Below are 20,507 nucleotides of genomic sequence, written 5' to 3' on the forward strand. Positions count from 1 at the left end.
CTCTAGTATCGCTTAGCGGAGAGGAGGGGTGCAAATGGGGAGGCACTGTCCGAACATCCACAGGGCGATGTTTGTTCGCAACTATGTTTGCGCAACTCTGACGATAGCCAGAGGCGTGGGATAGGGTTTCTACCTCGGAGGCGTATCCAGGTATTTGATGAGCAGGACTTCGTTGCCGATCTCGCTGTAGATCAGCTCGTCTACGGTGCCGTTTGCGAGGAGGAGGCCGTATCCGCCGGGGCGCATTCCATCCTCTTCGCGCTTCCGGATATGGGCGGTGGGATCCTGTGGAGGATTTGCGATGGCGGCGTGGGTGAGAGACTCCTGGCGGAATCCTGCGCCGGGGTCGCGTACGTGAAAGACCAGTGTTCGTGCGGTGCTAATGGCGGTGACCTCGACGACCTGCTCGGGATTGAAGGCGGCGCCATGCTCCATGGCATTGAGCAGGATCTCTCGCAGCGCCTGCATCAGGTCGAGTTGTGCAGTGTCGGGTAGAAGGTTGGTGAACTCTTTAGCAAAGGTGAGGAGGCGCTCGGCGGTGATGAGGCGGCAACTGACACGGACGGAGACCCAGCCAGGACGAGCGGAGAGAACATGGATGTCCTGTTGCCACCGATTGTCGGAGGTTGTATCGGCGGCCAGGTTCGCGATCGCCTGCACATCAAAGGGGGGCGTAAAGCAGGCGAACACGTGGGCTCGCAAGGCCGCGATTACGTCTTCCGGCGTGCTGTGGTGGGCGAGAGCGATGCACTTTACGCCCGGACGGATGTGGCGCATCTCGTCGAGCAGAGCCAGATCTTCTTCGACGGAGCTGTTGGCGCAGGTGATGACAACGCTGAAGGATCGCATCCGCAGGCGCTGCAGGGCGTCGGCGTGACCAGAGGCATAGTCACTGGGGATACGGGCGAGAGCGAGTGCATCGCCGATACTTTTGGCGACTTGGGTATCACTTCCAATGACCAGGACACGGCTCATGGTTGGCTCCGAGGAAGGTCACGTTTAACTTTAGATTATCTCGTTCGCAGAGTCGTGGCAGGTTTTCGCGATATTCTTCATTCCGTCAAACCGAGGTCTATCACGGACGGCGGGTGCTTAGATTTCGGAGAAGAAGACGGACGGGGGAACGTGAAAGCGGCGGCTCAGACGCTGGATATGGTCGCGCGTAAGCTGGCGGCGCCCGGAGAGAATGAGTGAGACGGTGGTTTCGCTCCCGAGTTCGTTGGCGATGTCGCGCTGGGTGAGACCGTTTTGGTCGAGCAGAAAGCGTAGCACCTCTGCAGGCTCGGCGTCAGGCACGACGTGATGTTGAGATTCATACTGGTCGATGAGCAGAGTGAGGAGCGCGATCGCTTCGTCCTCGTAAGCGGTCGGGGCAGACTTCGCGGTGAGCTCGAACAATGCTTTCGAATAGGCGGCAAGTTCCTTGTCGGAGCGTATGAGGTGGGGCGCTCCCAGGCGAATCATCCTGGCGGGATTGGCTAGCGTTGTACTCATCGTTTGACCCCCTTGTCCCAGTTGGCTGTGTTGTCGTACTGCTTGTGCGTAAGAAAAGACCGGATGTAGATGTGGCCTTCGGTGATGCGTGAGGCCCTCTGCCGCGAATAGTGAATGATGGTAATGAGTCGAAAGCGGTTCTGACGAATATTGAAGATAACGTATCCCTCGACGGCATCTGCGTCTGGGAAGACCTGCCTGACCTCCACAAAGTTTCTCCGCCGTGCAGCGGTCGCGATCTTGTACCAGGCTCTTATCTCATTTGCGGCCTCTGGATACCGGGTTTCGGCTTCGAGCAGATGCTTTCGGGTTACTACATTCATAGACGAAAGCCTGTCATGAGAGCCTAACTTACTCTCCAATCTCTCCAATCTTACTTTGCATAATGCAAAGTAGTCAACCGACGCCGTGCCATGCGGTAGAGGCGGTTGCGGCTAGGCAGCTTCGGTGCGGATGCGGTTCTTCCAGTGGGAGGTAATGAACCAGACTGCGCCGATCACCAGGACTATTTCTACGCCGAGGTGGAAGCGGTGGAAGATGGCTTTGAACTGGGGGTTGGTGTTCCAGCTTGCGCCTAGTTTCATGCCTACCCAGGCGAGGGCGTAGCACCAGGGCCACGAGCCGATGAAGGTGTAGAGATGGAAGCGAAGCTGGTTCATCTTTGCGACGCCCGCGGGGAAGGCAATGAAAGTGCGGACAATGGGGAGCATGCGGCCGATGAGGACGGTGATGGAGCCGTATTTGGAGAAGAAGTGATCGACCAGGTCGAGATCGCGACGGCTTAGAAGCATCATGCTGCCGTAGCGCTCCACCATGGGACGACCGCCCTTTGCGCCGACCCAGTAGGCGGGAATGGAGCCGAGGTTCGAGGCCAGCGATGCCACCGTGGCCAGGATGATGAGCTGGAGCTGCGTGTGGGCGAGAGCGTAGCCGGCAAGCGGCATAATGACTTCAGACGGGATGGGGATGCAGGCGGACTGAATCGCCATCAGGAGGATAACGCTGGCGTAACCGCCCGCGGCTATGGCGCCGATGAGGAGTGCAATGATTTTTTCTGACATGCAGGTGCAGTATACGGGGTGAGGGTTTGGTGAGGATGAGCTAGCATGGAAGAGTCAGGAGATCTGCACCATGTCGAATACTGTTACCGAAGCGGGAACCTCTGTTGCTACCGAGACTAATCCTAGTGCGCCGACTCAGGCGGGACGGCCAGCGAGTGGCTATGGGACGGGTTCTCAGCCGCAGGCGGCTCCGCATGACCCTTCGAAGCCGGCGGTGAAGCGGCAGATTGTTTGCTTCAGCTTCTACAAGGTGATGCCGGAGTGGCGGCGATTGCCGGCGCAGGAGAAGGCGGCGCATAAGGCTGCGTTTGCCGAGGTGCTGGCGAAGTGGAATAAGCCGGGGGAGTTTGTGTCGCTGACGTACTCGACGATTGGGACACGCGGCGATGTGGATATGTGCGTGTGGTCCATTGGGTATGGGGTGGATGAGCTGAACCAGATGCGAAGCGAGTTGATGCGGACGCCGCTGGGGGGATATCTGAACTCGCCGCATAACTTTCTGGCGATGACGAAGCGTTCGCAGTATCAGATTGACCGGCCGGATGAGAGCGAGGGCGAAGGGCGTGGAGCGATTCGGCCGGGTGGGCAGAAGTACATCTTTATCTACCCGTTCTGGAAGACGCGGCCCTGGTATCTGCTGTCAGCTGCGGAGCGGAAGCGGTTGATGGATGAGCATATCCGGATTGGGCTGATGTATCCGCGGGTGAAACTGAATACGACCTACTCGTTCGGGATCGACGACCAGGAGTTTGTGGTGGCGTTTGAGACCAACTTTCCGGAGGACTTTCTGGATCTGGTGCAGCAGCTTCGGGAGACCGAGATCAGTCTTTATACGCTGGCTGATACTCCGATCTTCAGCTGTGTGCGGGTGCCTGCGTCAGAGATGCTGGATCGTCTGGGTTAGAGCGCATGACGAAGACGACTGTGGCTCGGACTGCTGCTAAGAGTAAGGCCGTGGTTGGAGCGAAGGCTCGCGCGATTGCGAAGACTGAGCCGGTTTCGGCTAAGAAGAAAGCTGGAAAGACGGTGAATCCGACTTCGCCCGAGCGGGTAGCGGCGATTCTTGATGCTCTGCGGAAGGCCTATCCCGGAGTGGTGTGTGCGCTGAATCATAAGAGTGCGTGGGAGCTGACGGCGGCTACGATTCTGTCGGCGCAGTGTACGGATGTTCGCGTGAATCTGGTGACTCCGGCGCTGTTCAAGGCGTTTCCTACCCCGAAGGCGATGGCCGCTGCTTCCCTGCCGGAACTTGAGGAGTTGATTCGGACGACTGGTTTTTTTCGCAATAAGGCGAAGTCGATTCAGGGTGCGGCAAGGGTGGTAGTAGAGAAGTTTGGGGGGAAGGTGCCTCAGACGATGGAACAGATTCTTACGCTGCCGGGGGTGGCTCGGAAGACTGGGAACGTGGTGTTGGGGTCGTGGTTCAACATTGCGGTAGGAGTGGTTGTAGATACGCATGTTATGCGCCTGTCGCGGCGGCTGGAGTTGACCGGAGAGACTGCGCCGGAGAAGGTGGAGCGGGATCTGATGAAGATACTTCCGCAGGACCGGTGGATCGCGTTTTCCCATGAACTCATTCATCATGGGCGGCAGATTTGCGTGGCTCGAAAGCCAAGGTGCGCGGACTGTACGCTGGAGAGGCTTTGCAACTCAGCGGACAAAACGTGGAGCTCACATTAGTACCCTCCCTCCCTTCTCGATATAACGCAAAAAATCTGAAAATAAATCCCAAAAACCTGGCGTACTTTTCGCCGCCTAAAACATGGCTGTCAACTCACCATGTTTCACCACCCAACCACCACAAACTCACCAGCGAAATACCACGCCAAACACCACATATTTCTCAAAAAACCCTTTTAAAACCACAAATCGCCTCACTTGATTTTTTACCGATGAGTGAAGTGAGTGGCCAGGGATTGGACAAGGGCCGGGATGGTGGGTTCGGCAGCTTCGATCGAGGGTTCGTGGCCAAGGTCGCGAAGCTCCTGGCTGGTGACGGGACCGATGGAGGCGAGGGTGATCTTAGGCGGGAGGGTGAGATTGGCAACTTCTAACAAACCCATAAGGTGACGGGCAGTGGAGGCGCTGGTGAAGGTGATGGCGTCGGGATAGTTCTCCGGTGCGCTAAAGAGATGTTGAAGCGCGGGGATGGAGTCGGGTGGTGTCTGGTTGCGGTAAGCTTCGGCGATGGTGACGGTGGCTCCGGCGGCGGTGAGGGTTGCGGGGAGCGTGTCGCGGGCTTCAGCGGCGCGGGGGAGCAGGAAGGATCTGCCGGGGGCTTCGGGCAAAAGAGCTTCGGCCAGCGATTCGGCGATGTATTGCGGAGGGACGAGATCGACAGTGAGGCCGATGGCGTTGGCGGCGCGAAGGGTGGCGGGGCCGATGACGGCGATGTGTTTGGCAAGTTGGGTGAGGTGGAGGAACTGCGCTCGGCGATGGAAGGCTTCAACGGCGTTGGCGCTGGTGAAGAGGAGCCAATCGTAGGTGCGGAGGCAGGTGAGGGCTGCGTCGAGTGCGGCGAAGGAGGCCGGCGGGACGATCTCGATGGTAGGGATCAGGATGGTGATCGCGCCAAAGGCTTCGAGTTTTGTTGCAAGCTCGGAGGCCTGATGGCGGGTTCGCGTGATGAGGATGCGTTTGTTAGTTAGGGTTGGCATCCTTTGGATATTGTATGTCTCTCGCTGATAGCGCATCTTATGCAGCGGGTCGAGAGAAGCAAAGTTGTAACCTTCCCGGCTTCCAAACGAAAAGCCGAACCTGGTAGGTCCGGCTTTAGTGAAGACATATAACTGGGAAGAGGCGACTAAGCCGTTTTACCGGTTAGCACGGGTGGAGCAGCTAAGGATTTGGCTGGTTTGATGACTCCGATTTGTTGCATGATTCCGAGTTGGTCGGAGCTCCCCCAGCGTTCGGTGATCTTTCCGTCTTTGAACTTTGAGATCTGCATGCCGCGGGCTTTAACCTTTTTGCCGGAGGGCGGGATGCCGAGGAAGTTGCCGTCGTGCGTGCCTGTGATGGTATAAGCGAAGCCTACATTGTCCTCGTCTGCGACGAGATGCTCGACAGCGATGGACAGGTCCGGAAAGGCAGCGCGAAGTTCTGTGAAAAACATGATGAAACCTTCCACCCCTTTACCTTGATCGGGTGCGGGATCGTGGTCTTTTACATCGGACGCCATGACGTCGTGGAGTCTCTCGAGTTTGCCGCTGTTGATAGCTTCGCCCATTTTTTTCTGTGCTTCGATGTTCGATTCCTTGCTCATGAGTTCCCTTCCTGGTGAAGTCGGGCCCGTTGATGAGGCTCGGCGGTTGAGAGTTAGGTGAAGATCATGCGGCGTGGGGGTGGAGGATTACTTTAGTCCAGCCATCATCGCGGTTGTCGAAGTGCTTGTAGGCTTCGGGAGCCTGGGATAAAGGAAGCTCGTGGGAGATGATGATGGATGGATTGGCCTTGCCGTGGTGGATGAGGTCCATCAAGCGGCGGTTGTAGGCCTTAACGTTGCATTGACCGGTACCCATCTTCTGTCCCTTGAACCAGAATTTACCGAAGTCAAAGGCAATTTGGCCCTTCTTTTCGAGGGGGTCGTCGGCTTTGGGATCGTGCGGGATAAAGACGCCGACTACACCGAGCGTTCCAGTGGCTTTGACGGCGTCCACAAGGGCGTTCATGACCATATTGGGCACCTCCTTGCCTTTGGAGTTGTGGCACTGGTAGCCGATGCACTCTGCGCCACAGTCTGCGCCTAATCCGTTGGTCAATTCGCGAATCTGTTCGCTGACGTTGTCGTTGGACGAGTCGATGGGAGTGGCTCCAAGTTTTTTAGCGAGGGTGAGGCGGTCGGCTTTGTGGTCGACAACGAAGATCTGACTGGCGCCTTGGATCTTGGCCGAGAGTGCAGCCATGAGACCGACGGGGCCGGCTCCATAGATGAGGATGGATTCGCCGGGTTTGAGGTCGGCGAGACGAGTGGAGTGCCAGCCGGTGGGAAAGATGTCAGAGAGCATGACGTAGTCTTTCTCTTTGGCGGTGGCGTCTTCGGGGAGTTTGAGGCAGTTGAAGTCGGCGTAGGGGACGCGGAGGTACTCGGCCTGCCCGCCGGAGTAGGGGCCCATGCCGGCGAATCCGTAGGCTGCTCCGGCCATGCCTGGCATGACTGATGGGTCGGAGCAGGTGAGACAGTAGCCGGTGAGGCCGCGCTCGCAGTTAGCGCAGAATCCACAGCCAATGTTGAAAGGGAGGACAACCTTCATTCCCTTCTTCACAGAGTCGACGGCTTTCCCAACCTCGACCACTTCTCCGAGATTTTCGTGGCCGAGGATTTTGCCTTTTTCTACGTCGGTACGGCCTTCATACATATGAAGGTCAGAGCCGCAGATGTTGGTAGTAGTGAGCTTGATGATGACATCGGTCTGCTTTTCGATTTTGGCGTCGGGGACAGAGTCAATACTAACTTTCTTCGGGCCGTGGTAGACGAGTGCTTTCATGTGACGTTCCTTTTCTGGTGAGGCTTGGCTGCTTTGTGGCGCAGCCGGGTTAGGCAATGGTGCTCGCCTGTTTGGTTCGGTTCTGGATTTATTGCCGTCGCTGCTCTGGGCGGTGCTGTTATTAGCAGACGCTGCATAGGAAAGGTTCGAAACACTCTCGGCGTACGGAGAGAAATGTGGCCGGCGACGACGCGATCGGTCGCCGGCTATGCAAGAAGTAGATGCGAAGGAGCCGGGTGAGGTTTGCCGGCTTGCGTGGGATGGTGTGATTGGTCTTATTTATGGTGTGTGCGCTTTGGGGGTCTCAGGTTCGGAGATTTGGGCCGGGATGGGGGGTTTGTCAGGAATCTTGACGATCCGTTCCTGCACTCCTTCTACGACGTCGCTGACACCTTTGCTGAGCAAGAAGGTGAATGCGGCGAATGCAAAGAGTCCTAAGGAGCTTAGATCTCGTGCGGGCATGTGGGTGAGGTTGGATTTTTGAAGAAGCGTGAGATTCGACAAGATTGCGATAACGATTTGCGACAGGCCATAGAAGATCTTCAGATGTTTTTTGAACAGGTAGAGGAGGATGCCCACGAGGAGGAGGCCGGTGCAAAGGATAGAGCGCGCGAGTACGTTGTAGTAGAAGGAATGGGAGGCGAAGTGGTCTCCGACGGATCGGCGAAAGACCAGGTACCAGCAGAGCAGGCTGACCAGAAGGCCGGTCAGTGCAGCGATGGTGAGATGGAGCCAGTAGAGTTGGCGTGTGCGGGATTTCTCGAATGCGTGAGACTTTTTGTAGAGGATGAAGAGAAACACGGCTATCGGCAGGATGAAAAATACGATGGCGTGGACGATGACGAGGTGTGGACCCCACTTTTCAATCCAGCTGAGGTAGATATCGTTCCAGTGAATCTCCGTTGGGGTGATGCGAAAGGCTGCCCAGAAGATCAGCCACCACAAACCGGCGAAGAAAAGCACAAGTAGCGCGGCAAGAAGAAAGAATCGCGGCCTTAGCTTTTCAGGCTTATCGTTTTCCTCTGGCATAGTCGTATCCAATAAAACAAGCGCGGAGACGTATGGCCCGGGACCCGTGAAGCAGGCATCATTTTACAAGAACGGTTAGCTGTTGGAGAGTGCGAGGGTAAGGAGATCGAGGGCGCCTTTGGATTTGAGGTCGTCGGCGACGCGGAGGCCGAGGGTGATGGGGTCGGTGTCGGGAGCGGCTTCAGTTTCGACCTGGACCATGGATTCGCCGTCGGGGGAGACGACCTGGGCGACCATCTTCCACTTCCCTTCTTCGTGGAAGCAGTGAGCGCCGATGGGGAGTGAGCAGCCGCCGCCGAGGGCGTCGAGTGTGGTGCGCTCGGCGTCGATGGCGAAGCGGGTGTAGGGGTGCTCGAGGAAGGCGATGGCGTTGCGGAGGTAGGTGTCGCGGGCTTCGTCGATGGCGTGTTCGGGGCTGCGGGTTTCGAGGGCGAGGGCTCCCTGGCCGGGGGCGGGACAGAGCTCGCAGGGGGAGAAGCGCTGGTGGACGGATTCAGTGCGCTTGAGCCGGTCGAGGCCGGCGGCGGCGAGGACCAGGGCGTCACACTGGCCCTGCTCGAGTTTGCGCAGACGGGTATCTATGTTGCCACGGACATCTACGAAGGTGACGTCGGGGCGGAGGGCGAGGATCTGTGCGCGGCGGCGGGGGCTGGTGGTGCCGATGCGGCCTCCTGCAGGGAGGGTGTGGAGCGCCCAGTAGGGTTCGCAGACCCAGACGTCGCGGGCGTCGGCGCGTTTGGGGATTGCAGCGAGGGTGAACTGCGGGGCTAGTTTTGTCGGGAGGTCTTTCAAGCTGTGGACGGCGAGGTCGATGCGGCCTTCTTCGAGAGCCTCTTCGATTTCTTTGATGAAGATGCCTTTGCCGTCGAGGTTTGGCGGAGGGATGAAGCCCGGTTGCTGCATGCGGTCGCCAGTCGTGCGAATGATCTCGAGCTCGACGTGGTACCCGGCGTCACGAAGGGCGTAGAGGATGTGGTTGGCCTGCCAGAGAGCGAGTTGAGAGCCTCGGCTGCCTATGCGAATTGGGTTGCTGGAGTTATTGTGCTCGGAACTCATAGTCTTAATTAGGATACGGGATGATGGGCCGGTGTTTGCATGATAGAGCTGTGGTTTGTACCCGGGGTGAGGAAAAGCAGGTTGCTCCACTTCCGTTTTGACTCTCCTTGGGGGCAGGTTCGATGCCACGTATTATCGGTGGCAATCATTCCTCAAAATTTCAGCGTTCGTGGAACCAAGTCGGTGGTGAGAGCGTAAGTGCCTGACAGACATGAGAGCTGGAGGGAGTTCATGCAGGATATTCGGGTTGCGTTGCGTCAGTTTTACAAGTCGCCGGGCTTTGCCATTACGGTTGTGCTTACGATTGCGTTGGGAATCGGGGCGAATACGGCGATCTTTACGCTGGTGCACGCGATCCTGTTGAAGTCGTTGCCGGTAGCGGATCCGAAGACACTGTTTCGCGTGGGGGACCAGGATGATTGCTGCGTCAATGGCGGCTTTATCAATGACAATGGGGACTTCGATCTTTTTTCTTACGAGTTGTACAAGCACTTTCAGGAGACGACGCCAGAGTTTGAACGGCTTGCGGCGATGCAGGCTGGCGGAGAGCAGAAGACGACGCGGCGAGGCTCGGAGCCGGCGAAGTCTGAGCGGGCGCAGTATGTGTCGGGAAACTTCTTTACGACGTTTGGGATTGGGGCGTTTGCCGGGAGAATGTTGACGGATGCGGACGATACGCCGGGTGGGGCTCCGGCTGTGGTGATGAGTTACCAGGCGTGGCAATCGGACTATGGCAGCGATCCAAAGGTGGTGGGATCGACGTTTTATCTACAGGGCCAGCCAGCTACGGTGGTGGGGATCGCTCCGCCGGGATTCTTTGGGGACCGGATCAGGAGTAATCCACCGGGGCTGTGGATTCCATTGGCGATGGAGCCTGCCATTGAAGGGAAGAACTCGATTTTGCATGTTCCGGATAGCAACTGGCTGTATGCCGTGGGGAGGATGAAGCCGGGGGTCAGCATTACGGCGCTGCAGGAGAAGATGTCGGGGAGCTTGAGGCAGTTCCTTTCGGCGCAGCCTAATTATTCTCGTAATGGTGGGTCGACGATTATTCCGAAGCAGCATGTGGTGATTGTGCCGGGTGGCGCGGGTATTCAGAATCTGCAGAAGCAGACGGGCAAGGGACTCTATCTGCTGATGACGATCTCGGGGCTGGTGCTGCTGGTGGCATGCGCGAATGTGGCGAACCTGTTACTGGCGCGGGGGACAACACGGCGGGCTGATACTTCGGTACGGATGGCGCTGGGCGCGGCTAGGAGCAGGTTGATACGGCAGATGCTGACGGAGAGTCTCCTGCTAGGTTGCGCTGGTGGGCTGGCCGGACTGGCAGTAGCTTATGCGGGGACGCGAATGATTCTGGCGCTTGCCTTTCCTGATTCGCCGCAACTGCCAATTGCGGCGAGCCCTTCACTGGCCGTGCTGGGATTTGCATTCTTGCTGTCACTGTTGACGGGAGTGGTGTTTGGGGTTGTGCCGGCGTGGATTACCTCGCACTCTGACCCCGCCGAGGCGTTGCGGGGTGCGAACCGCTCGACGCGGGACAGGTCGTCGCTGCCGCAGAGATCGTTGATTGTGTTTCAGGCGGCGCTGTCGCTGGTGCTACTGGTAGGCGCGGGGTTGTTGACTAAGAGCCTACGGAATATGGAGCACCAGAAATTTGGAATTCAGACGGCAAACCGGTATGTTCTGCATCTTGATCCGGCTGGCGCAGGTTACAAGCCGGAGACGCTTCCAGCGTTTTACAGGACACTGGAAGATCAATTCGGGTCATTGCCAGGAGTGCAGAGCGTTGGCCTGGCGCTTTACAGCACACTTGAGGGAAACAACTGGGGGGAGGGTGTGTTCGTCGATGGACGGCCTGCACCGGGGCCAAATGACCATAACGGTTCGTCTTGGGATCGGGTGAGCAACCACTTTTTTGAGACTGTGGGGCAACCGGTCTTACGCGGACGCGGATTCACAGATCAGGATACGGCAACGTCACAGAAGGTTGCTGTGGTGAACCAGGCGTTTGTGAAGAAGTTCTTTCCGAAGGAGGATCCGGTCGGCAGGCACTTCGGAATATTCGAGCAGAAGTACTCTTCTACATTCGAGATCGTGGGCGTTGTGGCCGATGCCAAGTACACGAATCCGCGAGATGAAGTGAGGACGATGTACTTTCGTCCGCTGACTCAGACGATGACAGGGCTGACGGATCCGAATGAAGCGATGGCTGAGGGGAGGGGGCTTTATATCAACTCGGTGACGCTGTTTTTTCGGAGCGAGCCGCAAAATCTTGATGCCACCGTGAGACGAACACTGGCAAATATCAATCCAGACCTGACGGTGCTTGACCTTCACTCGCTGGACTATCAGGTGGCAGACAACTTTACGCAGGAGCGGTTGATTGCGCGGCTGACGATGTTGTTTGGCGCACTTGCGCTTGTGCTTGCTTCGGTGGGCTTATATGGAATTACGTCGTACCAGGTGGCGCGAAGAACGAGCGAGATCGGGCTGCGCATGGCGCTTGGGGCAGACCGCGGTAACGTCGTGCGAATGGTGATGCGAAGCGCATTTGTGCAGGCCGGGCTGGGGTTGGCCATTGGGGTGCCGATTGCAATCTTTGGAGCAAGGGCGATGGCCGATCAACTGTATGGCGTGCGCTCGTATGATCCGGTGAGTCTGCTGATTGCGGTGGCTGTGCTGCTGGGATCGGCTACGGTTGCGGGGTTTATTCCTGCTCGCCGGGCTGCAAATATCGAGCCGATGACGGCGCTGCGCACGGAGTAGATGGAGCTTGAGATCGCACGCAACACTTTGGGTAGAAGTTTAGTTTTTCTTTATACGGAGAAGCGTTTGAGACGGGAGAGTTGTAGAAAGCTTAGCCAGATGAATCTTGGATTGTTGATCAGGTATCGACGCCATAGACGCTTGGGCTCTTTGATAAGCCGGTAAAGCCACTGAAGGCCAGACTTCTTCATCCAGTCGGGCGCTTCGGCAAGGTTACCACTGAGGAGGTCGAACGCCGCCCCGACGCCGACCATGAGTTTTACCGGCAGCCGGCCGTTGTAGGCGGCCATGAAGCGCTCCTGCTTGGGCGTGCTGAGGCCACACCAGAGAATGTCGGCCTTGGACACTGTAAGCTGGGCTCGCAGATCTTCCTCCTCTTCGGCGTTGAGTGGGCGGAAGGGTGGGGTGTAGGTGCCTACGATCTGAAGGCCGGGATAGCGGCGGGTGAGTTCGGCTCTCAACTCCTCGGCGATGCCAGGCCGGCCTCCGTAAAGGAAGTGACGGTAGCCTCGCTCAACAGAGGACTTACACAGGTTCAGCATGAAATCCGGACCATAGACGCGAGTCATGTCTTTGAAGCCGTGCAGGTGTCCCAGCCAGACGGTTGGCATGCCGTCTGGTGTTGAGAGGAATGATTTGTTGAGGATGCTTCGGAAAGCATCGTCGGATTGACCTTCGATGATGCCGTGGACGCCGGTGACGCAGATATATCCGGTGTCTCCGCGATCCAAAAGCCCTTCGGTCTGTTCCAGTGCGCTCTGCATGGACAACGCGCTGATGCCTACACCAAGGATGTTGACTCGTGGCTGGTCGCTGGCGATCATGATCACTCCTCAGTTATGAAATGCGCTAGACGATCATCGTCTGTTGGTTGAGAAACCGTATCTATCTATCGATATCTCTATTTTATATGCGACGAGGAATGATATTTGGAAGCTCTATTTGATTCAGCTAACATTGTCGATCGCTTCTCGGTACACTGTGACTGCGTATTGGTTGAGGGACTATGAACGAAAGAGATATCTTCCGCGCCTATGCCGTCCATATTCTTTTGATCGGGTGTAAGGATTCAGGCTTACAAAGGGGCGCGCTTTCGAAATGAATGTTTTACTATCCGCCTATGCATGCATGCCCAATTCTGGATCTGAACCTGGTAATGGGTGGAACTGGGCGATTCATCTTGCGGAGCGCGGAATCGACGTCACGGTACTGACCCGCAGTGACAATAGGGAGAAGATTGACGCGTACCAGCGCGATCACCCGAATGTCAGAATTAAATTCGGCTACGTGATGGTACCGACTAGACTATTCAGGCCTGGAAGCGGCCTCCACTATGCACTGTGGCAGATGTTTGCTGTCAAAGTTGCGAGGCGCCTTGATCTCCAACGACGCTTCGATTTGGTCCATCACGTGACATACACAAGCATTCATGTGCCGACGCAGCTGTGGCGATTAGGCAGGCCGACCGTGTTCGGACCAGTCGGAGGAGGTCAGACGGCGCCCCCGGCTATGCTTGAATATTTCGGCCCCAGTCGAGGAGCGGAGGAACGCCGCACTCTTTTGACTAAGGCGCTTCGCTACTCTTATCTGCACAAACGATGGCTGAAAAGGATGACCACCGTGCTTGCGGCAAACAGCGATACGCTGGAATTGATAAGAGCGATGGGACGCTCAGACGTCAGCTTACAGTTCGACAATGGCGTGGCGACCGAGTATCTCGCAGCGGGACCAAGGAGCTTCGAGCGAGAGCCTGGTCCGCTTCGCTTGATCTGGGTCGGAAGGATGCTACCGAGAAAGGCTCTGCCGATGGCACTGGATGCACTTGCCAAGGTTCAACATGCTTCGACACTTACCATTGTGGGAGATGGAATGGAAGAAGCGGAAGTAAGAAGAATGGTCGGCGAGCGTGGCTTGAATAGCCGTGTCCAGTGGGCAGGCAGGCGTCTTAGTGTAGATGAGGTTCGAGCGGCTTATTTGACGAGCGATGCCATGCTATTTACGAGCTTGCGCGAGACTTCAGGCGTGCAATTGCTGGAGGCGATGGCGCTGGGTCTGCCTGTGATTGCACTGGATCTGCATGGCGCACGGGATGTGGTTCCCGAAGAGGCTGGCATCAAGGTCCCCGTTACGACACCCTCGGAGGTTGTCTGTGGACTGGCAGCCGCTATCGAACGTTTTGCCACTATGAGTGTTGAGCAGAAGGATGCGATGTCTCGGGCGAGCTGGGAGTTTGCAAGAACAAGCACCTGGACGGCACGAGCTGCGAAAGCCGAAAAACTTTACACAAAGCTGGTGGCGGCAAGTGCTACAGATTGATGGAGCCTTCTCCGACCCCACGCCTGGAGCCGGAGGTTAGTTTTTGGTAATAACTGATCTTTGACTTATCAGGAGGCTCTTGCATTGGACCCCCGCAACGAGATGAGTGACTTGTCCAGCCGCTTCATCGAAACGTGGCTTTTTCTTCTCCGAAACGAAGCGAAGGTCACGAAGATCCAGTTGATGCGCTTGAATTCTCGCAACGAGAGTTCGAAAACGCCGGTTGTGGCGTCTGGCGGTCCAGTGGTGTCGATGACGACCCACGGGGATCGATTTCGCACGGTCCACTTGGCCCTGGAGTCGATTGCAGGGGGGACGGTGCTTCCATCGAGATTAATATTGTGGGTTGATAGCGAGGAAGCGTATGCGAATCAGTCCATAAGCCTTAAGAGACTTGTGGAGAGAGGCGCTGAGGTACACCTTAGCCCTAACTTTGGGCCGCACACCAAGTATTATCCCTATCTTCTGTCAGCGGACACCTTCGGATCTCCGCTGGTCACCGCGGATGATGATCTCTTATATGGCAAGTGGTGGCTGGAGGGGCTGTTGCGAGCGCATCGTGAGGACCCTGAAGCAGTGAGTTGTTATCGGGCACATCGCATGAAGATTGAGAATGGAACGATCGCGCCGTATCAAACGTGGGGGCCTTGCAGTTCAACGAATCCAAGCTTTCTTCACTTCGCAACTGGAGTATCGGGCTGCATCTATCCGCTGCGTCTTCTACACAGCCTAAAGGATGCCGGCTCGGAGTTTATGCGGGTGTGCCCAAAGGCCGACGATCTGTGGCTCCATGTAAACGCCCTGCGAGCAGGGATTAAGTCTCGACAGGTTTGGAGCCGTCCGCTGCGGTTTCCGTTTGTTCCCGGGACGCAGAGTGGCGGTCTTTACCATAGCAATGTGATCTTGGCGCGAAACGATGAGCAGATTCGCGACACCTACACGGCATCAGACATTGCCCAACTGGAAGAGATTTCGCGTCGCTAGTAAACGCGGCAAAGACGTGCTGCAGTCGATATTGCTTATTTTTTTAGTTGACGCGCAGCTTCTGGAATGAGTGAGGAAGATTCTAAAGACTCAATTCCTTCTGATATGGCAAGATGGCGAATCTTACGAACACGAAGCCACAACGCAACGCCGATGATACTTTGAAAGAAAAATTGCGTTGCGCACATACCCAGCATTACGCCGTTAAGTCCGAGGTGGCGGGCAAACGGACCTGCAAGGGCTACAGAAAATGCAATAAGGGCCGGATATGCCCAAAAAACTGGGGCGGTGTACTCTAACGCTTGAAGAGCAGCTCGTAGCGGCCCCGAGACAAAGATGACAAGATAAAGCAGCGCATATAACCGAAGCACGGTTCCGTCTGACGAATACTTTTGCCCATAAGTGATCTTTAGCCAAAAGCTGGGGAAGCAGGCAATGATAGAGGTGAATAGTAACGTAATGCCACCCCACAAAAGAAATATGCGCTTGATGTATCGCAGCATGCCGTCGACGCCTTCGAGTCGCATCTGCCTGGATGCCTGAGCTGGAACGACATTATCCAGGCCCAGAAACCAGACGTGCGCTACGGCGACAATGTTTTGTGCTGCTCTCAAGATTGCGGAGGCCGCGGCGCCGTAATAGACAGGGGCTGCCATCAGGAACAAGTTCCCTGCCCCCCACTGCATGAAAGCGGTTGGCGCAAGCCATCGAGAGATAGCCCAGTGCCTCAAAAAAACGCGCTTTATCGTATGCCAATCGAAGATGACCGGTTCTAACCATCGTAGGCAGGCGAAGAACGATATCAAAGAAGTAACGGCGATGATTGTAAGAACAGTGGATATGCTTGCTCTATGGGTATGGGCGAGCCAGAAGATAATGGGAAGTTGGGTGAGGTAGCTCAACGCATCGGTCACGAGAGCCTTTTTGCTCTGACCGGTACAGAAGAAATAGCGGCGAAGGAAGTCCTGAAGCAGATACGCGAGCGTCGCCATGCTCATCGAGAGAGCAAGATTTCCCACTCCCCATTGTGGAAAGAATCTCACGGAAAGTCGAACCGAGATGTACATCACGAGTGCCGCAAACAATGCAAACGTTCCCTCTTGGACGAGGACGGAGCCATAGTAACCAGGTCGTTCTTCCGCATCCTGCTTTGGCCCGACACTGGTCATGGGAGTGACGATTAGCGCATACTGCAGACTGTTCGCAAACAAAACGGCGACCCAAGCAAGAGCGAATACGCCATAGTCTCTTAGACCAAAGCCTCGGGCAAGCAACACATTCGTCACGAAGTTTGCGCCGCTGACTAGCCCCTGATCAAGTAGGGCGGCGGGCGTTTTCCCTCCTCCGACCCTGGCAAGAATACGAGCAAGAAAGGACGGCTTTGGTTCTGCATCATCAGAGTTCAATGCCACGTATGCGCGCCTCTAAGTTTTGAAAGTATTACCCGTCGAGACCTGATTGGAAGATTTCGATCATGTGAAAATCATTGTTTAGTTATGGCGAAGTAAAAAATGCCCTATCAGCAGGTTCCTAGTACTCGAACGTAGTCAGAGCGAAAATGCTCCACCTCGCAAGTGTCTTAGGCAAATCAAAACAGACCCAACCCGCTTCTCTCATGTTACAAGGCATGAGCGAGAAAGAACATAATCAAGGGCAATGTTTGAGCAGGTTTTCTTTGTGAGACGGAACAGCCAATCGTCGTTACGACTAGCGACAGTAAATGACTAGGCTATGCAAGAGTTTACCGGTTGCAAGCGAGGCCACGCGACAGGTTTTTTGATGAGCAAACACGGGAGTTCACAGGAAATGGTTTTTCTGTTGCTGCGCGGGCCACTTCCATCATGAACTAGCCCCTGATCATAAAAACTCATTTAGCGGGCGCAGCGTTCCAGACTATTTGGCCGTGCTGATCGAAACCTGCGGCTTGAAATTGTACGAAGGTCTTCACGCCAAAAGCTTCAAAGTGATGCTTATCCAAACCAACCGTGATGTGGTACGTGTTGTAGTCGATTATGTTGGCTACGCCCGTCGCGACAATGCCCATGACTCCACCTGCCCCATCTGTTCCTTCGTAGGTGACGTTATTATTCTCGACCGTGTCATAGGCTCCGAGGTGGGGTCCATAGGTTCCAGATCCACGATCCTGATTGACGATGACCAAGCCGCTGCCATAGGCAGCTGCCACGATGACCGTATTGTTCTGCACCACAGTGTTGGTTGAATTCTGCACGGAGATTTGGCCATCCCACATGGAGATGCGGGGTGCAGCGCCATTTCGGTTAATGGTGTTGTCTTCGATCACGGAGTTGTAACCGATCTCATGCTGTATGCCCGAGCCGGCATTGTTTTCTATGCGGTTACTCTTGTAGTGAACGTAGATGGAGTTGCCATCGTCCCATAGCCCGGTGCCGTTGTTGTCATGTACGTAGTTGTTTGAGATCTCGGCGATATTCAAATCTCCAAATTTTGCGCCGCCTGCTTCCCACCCATAATCGAACCAGTCGTAGTTATTGTAGGCAATCTCGTTATTGACGATTTGCAAGTTGGCACCGCCGCCGCCTATGCCCTTTTGCCCATTGTGATGGAGGTAACTGTTCTCAACGGTGCTATTTGCGCCGATTTGAACAGCCCCACCATGGTTGTAAAGGCCGACAACATTGTTCACTGTCCAATAGGCACCATTCCCGTTGCCTCCAATTGCCCCTGTTTGAGAGGGGGAAGCGTATCGCTCAACCGTCAGATTTTTGATGGTAACGTTGGTTGCATATCCACAGAAGGCGCAGGTCGATGTACCAATCTCAAAGGTTTTTGAACCCGGGTTGAAGTTGATAACGGCGGTTCCATTTGTGCTGTCATAGAACCACGTGCTGGCTGTGAGTTGACCGGTACTTGCAACAGGCATCAAAACTGTCGAACTCACGAATAGTTCCCGAGTGTAATGGCAGAGCGTATGCCCGGTGAAACATCTACCCAAATCGAGTGGATTGGCGCCAATACTCGCCTGCCAAAGTTGTGGCGAGGATCCGGCGACCGACGAGAACTTTATTGGTTCTGCTCCATCGAGCACGACCATTCCTGTCGCAGGTCCGGCAAAAGAATCTCCCTTCTTGGGGGTGATCTGTTGGAGATGGTAGGTGCCTGCGCTAAAGACGAAACTGGTGCCCTCCGGAGCACCTGCCACGATTGTGGCGATATTTTCACCCGTTTTTAGGGAGATTGTTTCGGCATTAGACAATGAGGAGAACATAAAAACAGACACACAAATCGCTGAAGAACGTAAGAACCGTCTCGGAAGCTTCGGAGAAGAGACAAAATTTCGAAGAAAGGAGAGTTGGACACCCAGAAGGCTGGTCCAAATTTGTGTTTTAAAGCCTTCCGCTGAATGGACGAAAGAACGATGAGCGAACCGCCACTTCAGAAAAAACTTGGATTGTTTCATGCCGACTCCTGCGAGGTTATGAAGAGATCAGTTGAGAGGTGGTAGCCCACAACAGAGCTGTAGAACCCCTTCATCTACAACTGGATACCCGGCAAAAATGTGCATTGCTGCAGCATGAAGCGGCCCCTCGACCTCCTCGCTATTTAGAGAGAAACATCGAGTGCGTTGAATTGTGCTTTTGTGTCTAACTGCAACCACTCTACCAAGAATCCGAGGTGAGCATACTGATTTTTGCGCAAATAGTTGCAACTTTGGAGGTATAGCAGTGGATGGCCGCTTGATGGATCGGATCAAAGATTCGTGACGCACATGCGTGCGAGATTGCGAGTGTTGGATCTTGGGCACTTCAGCGAAGGAACGATCAACTTTCGGATGCAGAAGGGCCGAGATCTCCCCTCGATTTTCCCTCGCGCTTACTGCTTTATTTGTTTGCCAGCAAGGTCTACCAGGCTGCTGTTTGGATCGTTTCCGAGTGCGCGAAACTGTTCCCAGGTTTTCTTTCCACGGTTTTCAAAGTGTTCACCACCGGCTTTGAGAATATACGTATTGTTATCGAAGTGATTATTTGTCGCGGATCCCGAGGCATCCATCAAGCCACTGGCTCCTCCACGGCCTTCGAAGGTGATGGTGTTGTGAATAATTTGATTATTCGCACCGAGCCTGGTTCCCAAATCTCCCATTCCACGCTCTTGATTGATAACAACTATCCCGTTGCCAGCGTCAGGGGGCACGATAACAATATTGTCCCGAACGATAACATTGCTTGAATTCTGTACGCTAATCTGTGCCTGCCAAAGAGAGATACGCGGCGGTGCTCCGTTCCAGCGAACGGTGTTCTGTTCGATCAGAGCGTCGTAACTTATCTCATGTTGAATTCCGCTGCCAGCATTGTGCTCGACTCGGTTCATGCGGTAGGTCGTGTTCTTATTATCGATATCGGTCCACAGTCCGCTGCCAACGTTATCGTGTACGTAGTTATTCAGAACTCGCAGGTTGGTGGTGCGGGCAAATTTGGTGCCGCCAGCCTCCCAACCGGGATCGTAACCGGCGTAGTTATTGAACGCGATTTCGGAGTTTTCAACCAGCACGTTCGCTCCGCGCGCCCCAAGGCCCTTTTGCCCATTGTGATGGATGTTGCAATGCTCGATCGTGGCCCCGTCTGACAGTTGAATGCCAGTACCGTGAGAAAATCGCACTTCGGTGTCGGTCAAGGTCCACCCTTGCGCGCCACCTTGTCCGTTACCTAGAGACCCTTGACCTCCAACAGCTCCAAATTGCGGAATGGATGCATACTTTTCCACGATGAGGTGAGAGATGGTTACATTTCGTCCCGTATTGTTGAACGCGGTTTTGGCGACGGCTATCTCGAGTTTATGGCCAGCGGGATTGAACCCTATCACAGCGCTGCCGTTGGCTTCGTCATAAAACCATGTGTTTACGCTTAGTGCGTCAGAGCTCGCGACTGGCATCAATGGCTTGTCATCAAGGTACAAGTCACGTTGAATATTGCAGAGGGGGTGGTCATGCATACAGCGAATCTTCCCGATAGTAATAACGCCCACCGGAGCAGACCAGACGTTGCCTGAGCCACGAAAATTGAGAGGCTGCGCCCCATCCAGGATTACGTTCCCTTCCCCTGTAAAACTGTCGCCATCTTTCGGATTGATTTGCTGGCCGATGTAAATGCCTGGCGAAAAGACAAACTTTGTACCTGGCGGTGCCGCTGCAACCCGTGCAGCGACGTCAGTTCCGGGGGCCAACTTGACGATCTGTGCCGTTAGCGGCGTAACCGCCGACACTATTAGTATCGTGGCTAGCGCACAGAGGCGCGACTTGTCGTTATGCTTCACGGGTGCCCCTGGTGTTTGGTGTGAG

At 55.3% G+C, this 20,507-nt stretch carries 18 protein-coding genes and 1 pseudogene; 6 read left to right on the forward strand and 13 right to left on the reverse strand.

Annotated features, from left to right (window positions below; all coding sequences use genetic code 11):
- Positions 1-129 precede the first annotated feature (129 nt).
- From RBB75_RS18960 to RBB75_RS18975, 4 genes are all read right to left on the reverse strand, one after another.
- A complete protein-coding gene (locus RBB75_RS18960; RefSeq protein ID WP_179638178.1) occupies positions 130-975 on the reverse strand; it encodes an ATP-binding response regulator in 846 nt (281 codons plus the stop codon).
- 117 nt (positions 976-1,092) lie between these two features.
- Positions 1,093-1,494, reverse strand: a complete 402-nt coding sequence (locus RBB75_RS18965) for a helix-turn-helix domain-containing protein (RefSeq protein ID WP_179638179.1) — start codon at positions 1,492-1,494, stop codon at positions 1,093-1,095.
- Complete coding sequence (locus tag RBB75_RS18970; protein ID WP_179638180.1) at positions 1,491-1,817, reverse strand: type II toxin-antitoxin system HigB family toxin; 327 nt, start codon at positions 1,815-1,817, stop codon at positions 1,491-1,493. The genes RBB75_RS18965 and RBB75_RS18970 overlap by 4 nt, the downstream gene beginning before the upstream one ends.
- Positions 1,818-1,928: 111 nt before the next feature.
- A complete protein-coding gene (locus RBB75_RS18975) occupies positions 1,929-2,555 on the reverse strand; it encodes a DedA family protein (RefSeq protein ID WP_179638181.1) in 627 nt (208 codons plus the stop codon).
- 70 nt (positions 2,556-2,625) lie between these two features.
- On the opposite strand from RBB75_RS18975, the gene RBB75_RS18980 reads away from it, so the two are divergent.
- Together RBB75_RS18980 and nth are read left to right on the forward strand one after the other, a co-directional pair.
- Positions 2,626-3,459 carry a chlorite dismutase family protein gene (locus RBB75_RS18980; RefSeq protein ID WP_353068973.1) on the forward strand — a complete coding sequence of 278 codons (834 nt, stop codon included), beginning with the start codon at positions 2,626-2,628 and terminating at the stop codon, positions 3,457-3,459.
- Between the two features lie 5 nt (positions 3,460-3,464).
- Positions 3,465-4,235 carry an endonuclease III gene (nth, locus tag RBB75_RS18985; RefSeq protein ID WP_353068974.1) on the forward strand — a complete coding sequence of 257 codons (771 nt, stop codon included), beginning with the start codon at positions 3,465-3,467 and terminating at the stop codon, positions 4,233-4,235.
- 206 nt (positions 4,236-4,441) lie between these two features.
- Here nth and RBB75_RS18990 read toward each other — a convergent pair whose 3' ends face one another.
- The 5 genes from RBB75_RS18990 to hemC all read right to left on the reverse strand — a co-directional run bounded on the left by RBB75_RS18990 (position 4,442) and on the right by hemC (position 9,124).
- The gene (locus tag RBB75_RS18990; protein ID WP_353068975.1) at positions 4,442-5,212 is read right to left on the reverse strand and encodes a uroporphyrinogen-III synthase; all 771 of its coding nucleotides are present in this window, start codon (positions 5,210-5,212) and stop codon (positions 4,442-4,444) included.
- A 146-nt stretch (positions 5,213-5,358) separates the two neighbouring features.
- A complete protein-coding gene (locus RBB75_RS18995) occupies positions 5,359-5,817 on the reverse strand; it encodes an ester cyclase (protein WP_353068976.1) in 459 nt (152 codons plus the stop codon).
- Positions 5,818-5,881: 64 nt separating this feature from the next.
- Positions 5,882-7,039, reverse strand: coding sequence for a glutathione-independent formaldehyde dehydrogenase (locus RBB75_RS19000; RefSeq protein WP_179638186.1), 1,158 nt, complete (start codon positions 7,037-7,039; stop codon positions 5,882-5,884).
- A 279-nt stretch (positions 7,040-7,318) separates the two neighbouring features.
- Complete coding sequence (locus RBB75_RS19005; RefSeq protein WP_179638187.1) at positions 7,319-8,068, reverse strand: hypothetical protein; 750 nt, start codon at positions 8,066-8,068, stop codon at positions 7,319-7,321.
- Between the two features lie 75 nt (positions 8,069-8,143).
- Positions 8,144-9,124, reverse strand: a complete 981-nt coding sequence (gene hemC, locus RBB75_RS19010) for a hydroxymethylbilane synthase (protein ID WP_179638188.1) — start codon at positions 9,122-9,124, stop codon at positions 8,144-8,146.
- A gap of 231 nt (positions 9,125-9,355) precedes the next feature.
- Between hemC and RBB75_RS19015 the strand changes: the two genes are divergently transcribed.
- Positions 9,356-11,893 carry an ABC transporter permease gene (locus RBB75_RS19015; protein WP_353068977.1) on the forward strand — a complete coding sequence of 846 codons (2,538 nt, stop codon included), beginning with the start codon at positions 9,356-9,358 and terminating at the stop codon, positions 11,891-11,893.
- Between the two features lie 50 nt (positions 11,894-11,943).
- Here RBB75_RS19015 and RBB75_RS19020 read toward each other — a convergent pair whose 3' ends face one another.
- Complete coding sequence (locus tag RBB75_RS19020) at positions 11,944-12,717, reverse strand: WecB/TagA/CpsF family glycosyltransferase (RefSeq protein WP_179638190.1); 774 nt, start codon at positions 12,715-12,717, stop codon at positions 11,944-11,946.
- 304 nt (positions 12,718-13,021) lie between these two features.
- Here RBB75_RS19020 and RBB75_RS19025 point away from each other — a divergent pair.
- The 3 genes and pseudogenes from RBB75_RS19025 to RBB75_RS19035 all read left to right on the forward strand — a co-directional run.
- Positions 13,022-13,555: pseudogene (locus RBB75_RS19025) on the forward strand (glycosyltransferase); the annotation flags it as partial.
- A complete protein-coding gene (locus RBB75_RS19030) occupies positions 13,556-14,209 on the forward strand; it encodes a glycosyltransferase family 4 protein (RefSeq protein ID WP_353070415.1) in 654 nt (217 codons plus the stop codon).
- A 396-nt stretch (positions 14,210-14,605) separates the two neighbouring features.
- Positions 14,606-15,193 (forward strand): hypothetical protein, encoded by a 588-nt coding sequence (locus RBB75_RS19035; RefSeq protein ID WP_218884537.1) that lies wholly within the window; start codon positions 14,606-14,608, stop codon positions 15,191-15,193.
- A 35-nt stretch (positions 15,194-15,228) separates the two neighbouring features.
- Here RBB75_RS19035 and RBB75_RS19040 read toward each other — a convergent pair whose 3' ends face one another.
- The 3 genes from RBB75_RS19040 to RBB75_RS19050 form a co-directional block, all read right to left on the reverse strand.
- The gene (locus RBB75_RS19040; RefSeq protein WP_179638193.1) at positions 15,229-16,605 is read right to left on the reverse strand and encodes a lipopolysaccharide biosynthesis protein; all 1,377 of its coding nucleotides are present in this window, start codon (positions 16,603-16,605) and stop codon (positions 15,229-15,231) included.
- A 455-nt stretch (positions 16,606-17,060) separates the two neighbouring features.
- The gene (locus RBB75_RS19045; protein ID WP_179638194.1) at positions 17,061-18,632 is read right to left on the reverse strand and encodes a right-handed parallel beta-helix repeat-containing protein; all 1,572 of its coding nucleotides are present in this window, start codon (positions 18,630-18,632) and stop codon (positions 17,061-17,063) included.
- A 413-nt stretch (positions 18,633-19,045) separates the two neighbouring features.
- Entirely contained in the window at positions 19,046-20,482 is a 1,437-nt protein-coding gene (locus RBB75_RS19050; RefSeq protein WP_218884538.1) for a right-handed parallel beta-helix repeat-containing protein, read from the reverse strand.
- Positions 20,483-20,507: the final 25 nt, after the last annotated feature.

The sequence above is a fragment of the Tunturibacter empetritectus genome (genome assembly GCF_040358985.1).
GTDB lineage: Bacteria > Acidobacteriota > Terriglobia > Terriglobales > Acidobacteriaceae > Edaphobacter > Edaphobacter empetritectus.

Bases quoted from the DNA above. Each gene is read 5' to 3' on its own strand.
- RBB75_RS18960 (WP_179638178.1), bottom strand. From the start codon at position 975: ATGAGCCGTGTCCTGGTCATTGGAAGTGATACCCAAGTCGCCAAAAGT.
- RBB75_RS18965 (WP_179638179.1), bottom strand. From the start codon at position 1,494: ATGAGTACAACGCTAGCCAATCCCGCCAGGATGATTCGCCTGGGAGCG.
- RBB75_RS18970 (WP_179638180.1), bottom strand. From the start codon at position 1,817: ATGAATGTAGTAACCCGAAAGCATCTGCTCGAAGCCGAAACCCGGTAT.
- RBB75_RS18975 (WP_179638181.1), bottom strand. From the start codon at position 2,555: ATGTCAGAAAAAATCATTGCACTCCTCATCGGCGCCATAGCCGCGGGC.
- RBB75_RS18980 (WP_353068973.1), top strand. From the start codon at position 2,626: ATGTCGAATACTGTTACCGAAGCGGGAACCTCTGTTGCTACCGAGACT.
- nth (WP_353068974.1), top strand. From the start codon at position 3,465: ATGACGAAGACGACTGTGGCTCGGACTGCTGCTAAGAGTAAGGCCGTG.
- RBB75_RS18990 (WP_353068975.1), bottom strand. From the start codon at position 5,212: ATGCCAACCCTAACTAACAAACGCATCCTCATCACGCGAACCCGCCAT.
- RBB75_RS18995 (WP_353068976.1), bottom strand. From the start codon at position 5,817: ATGAGCAAGGAATCGAACATCGAAGCACAGAAAAAAATGGGCGAAGCT.
- RBB75_RS19000 (WP_179638186.1), bottom strand. From the start codon at position 7,039: ATGAAAGCACTCGTCTACCACGGCCCGAAGAAAGTTAGTATTGACTCT.
- RBB75_RS19005 (WP_179638187.1), bottom strand. From the start codon at position 8,068: ATGCCAGAGGAAAACGATAAGCCTGAAAAGCTAAGGCCGCGATTCTTT.
- hemC (WP_179638188.1), bottom strand. From the start codon at position 9,124: ATGAGTTCCGAGCACAATAACTCCAGCAACCCAATTCGCATAGGCAGC.
- RBB75_RS19015 (WP_353068977.1), top strand. From the start codon at position 9,356: ATGCAGGATATTCGGGTTGCGTTGCGTCAGTTTTACAAGTCGCCGGGC.
- RBB75_RS19020 (WP_179638190.1), bottom strand. From the start codon at position 12,717: ATGATCGCCAGCGACCAGCCACGAGTCAACATCCTTGGTGTAGGCATC.
- RBB75_RS19030 (WP_353070415.1), top strand. From the start codon at position 13,556: ATGGGACGCTCAGACGTCAGCTTACAGTTCGACAATGGCGTGGCGACC.
- RBB75_RS19045 (WP_179638194.1), bottom strand. From the start codon at position 18,632: ATGAAACAATCCAAGTTTTTTCTGAAGTGGCGGTTCGCTCATCGTTCT.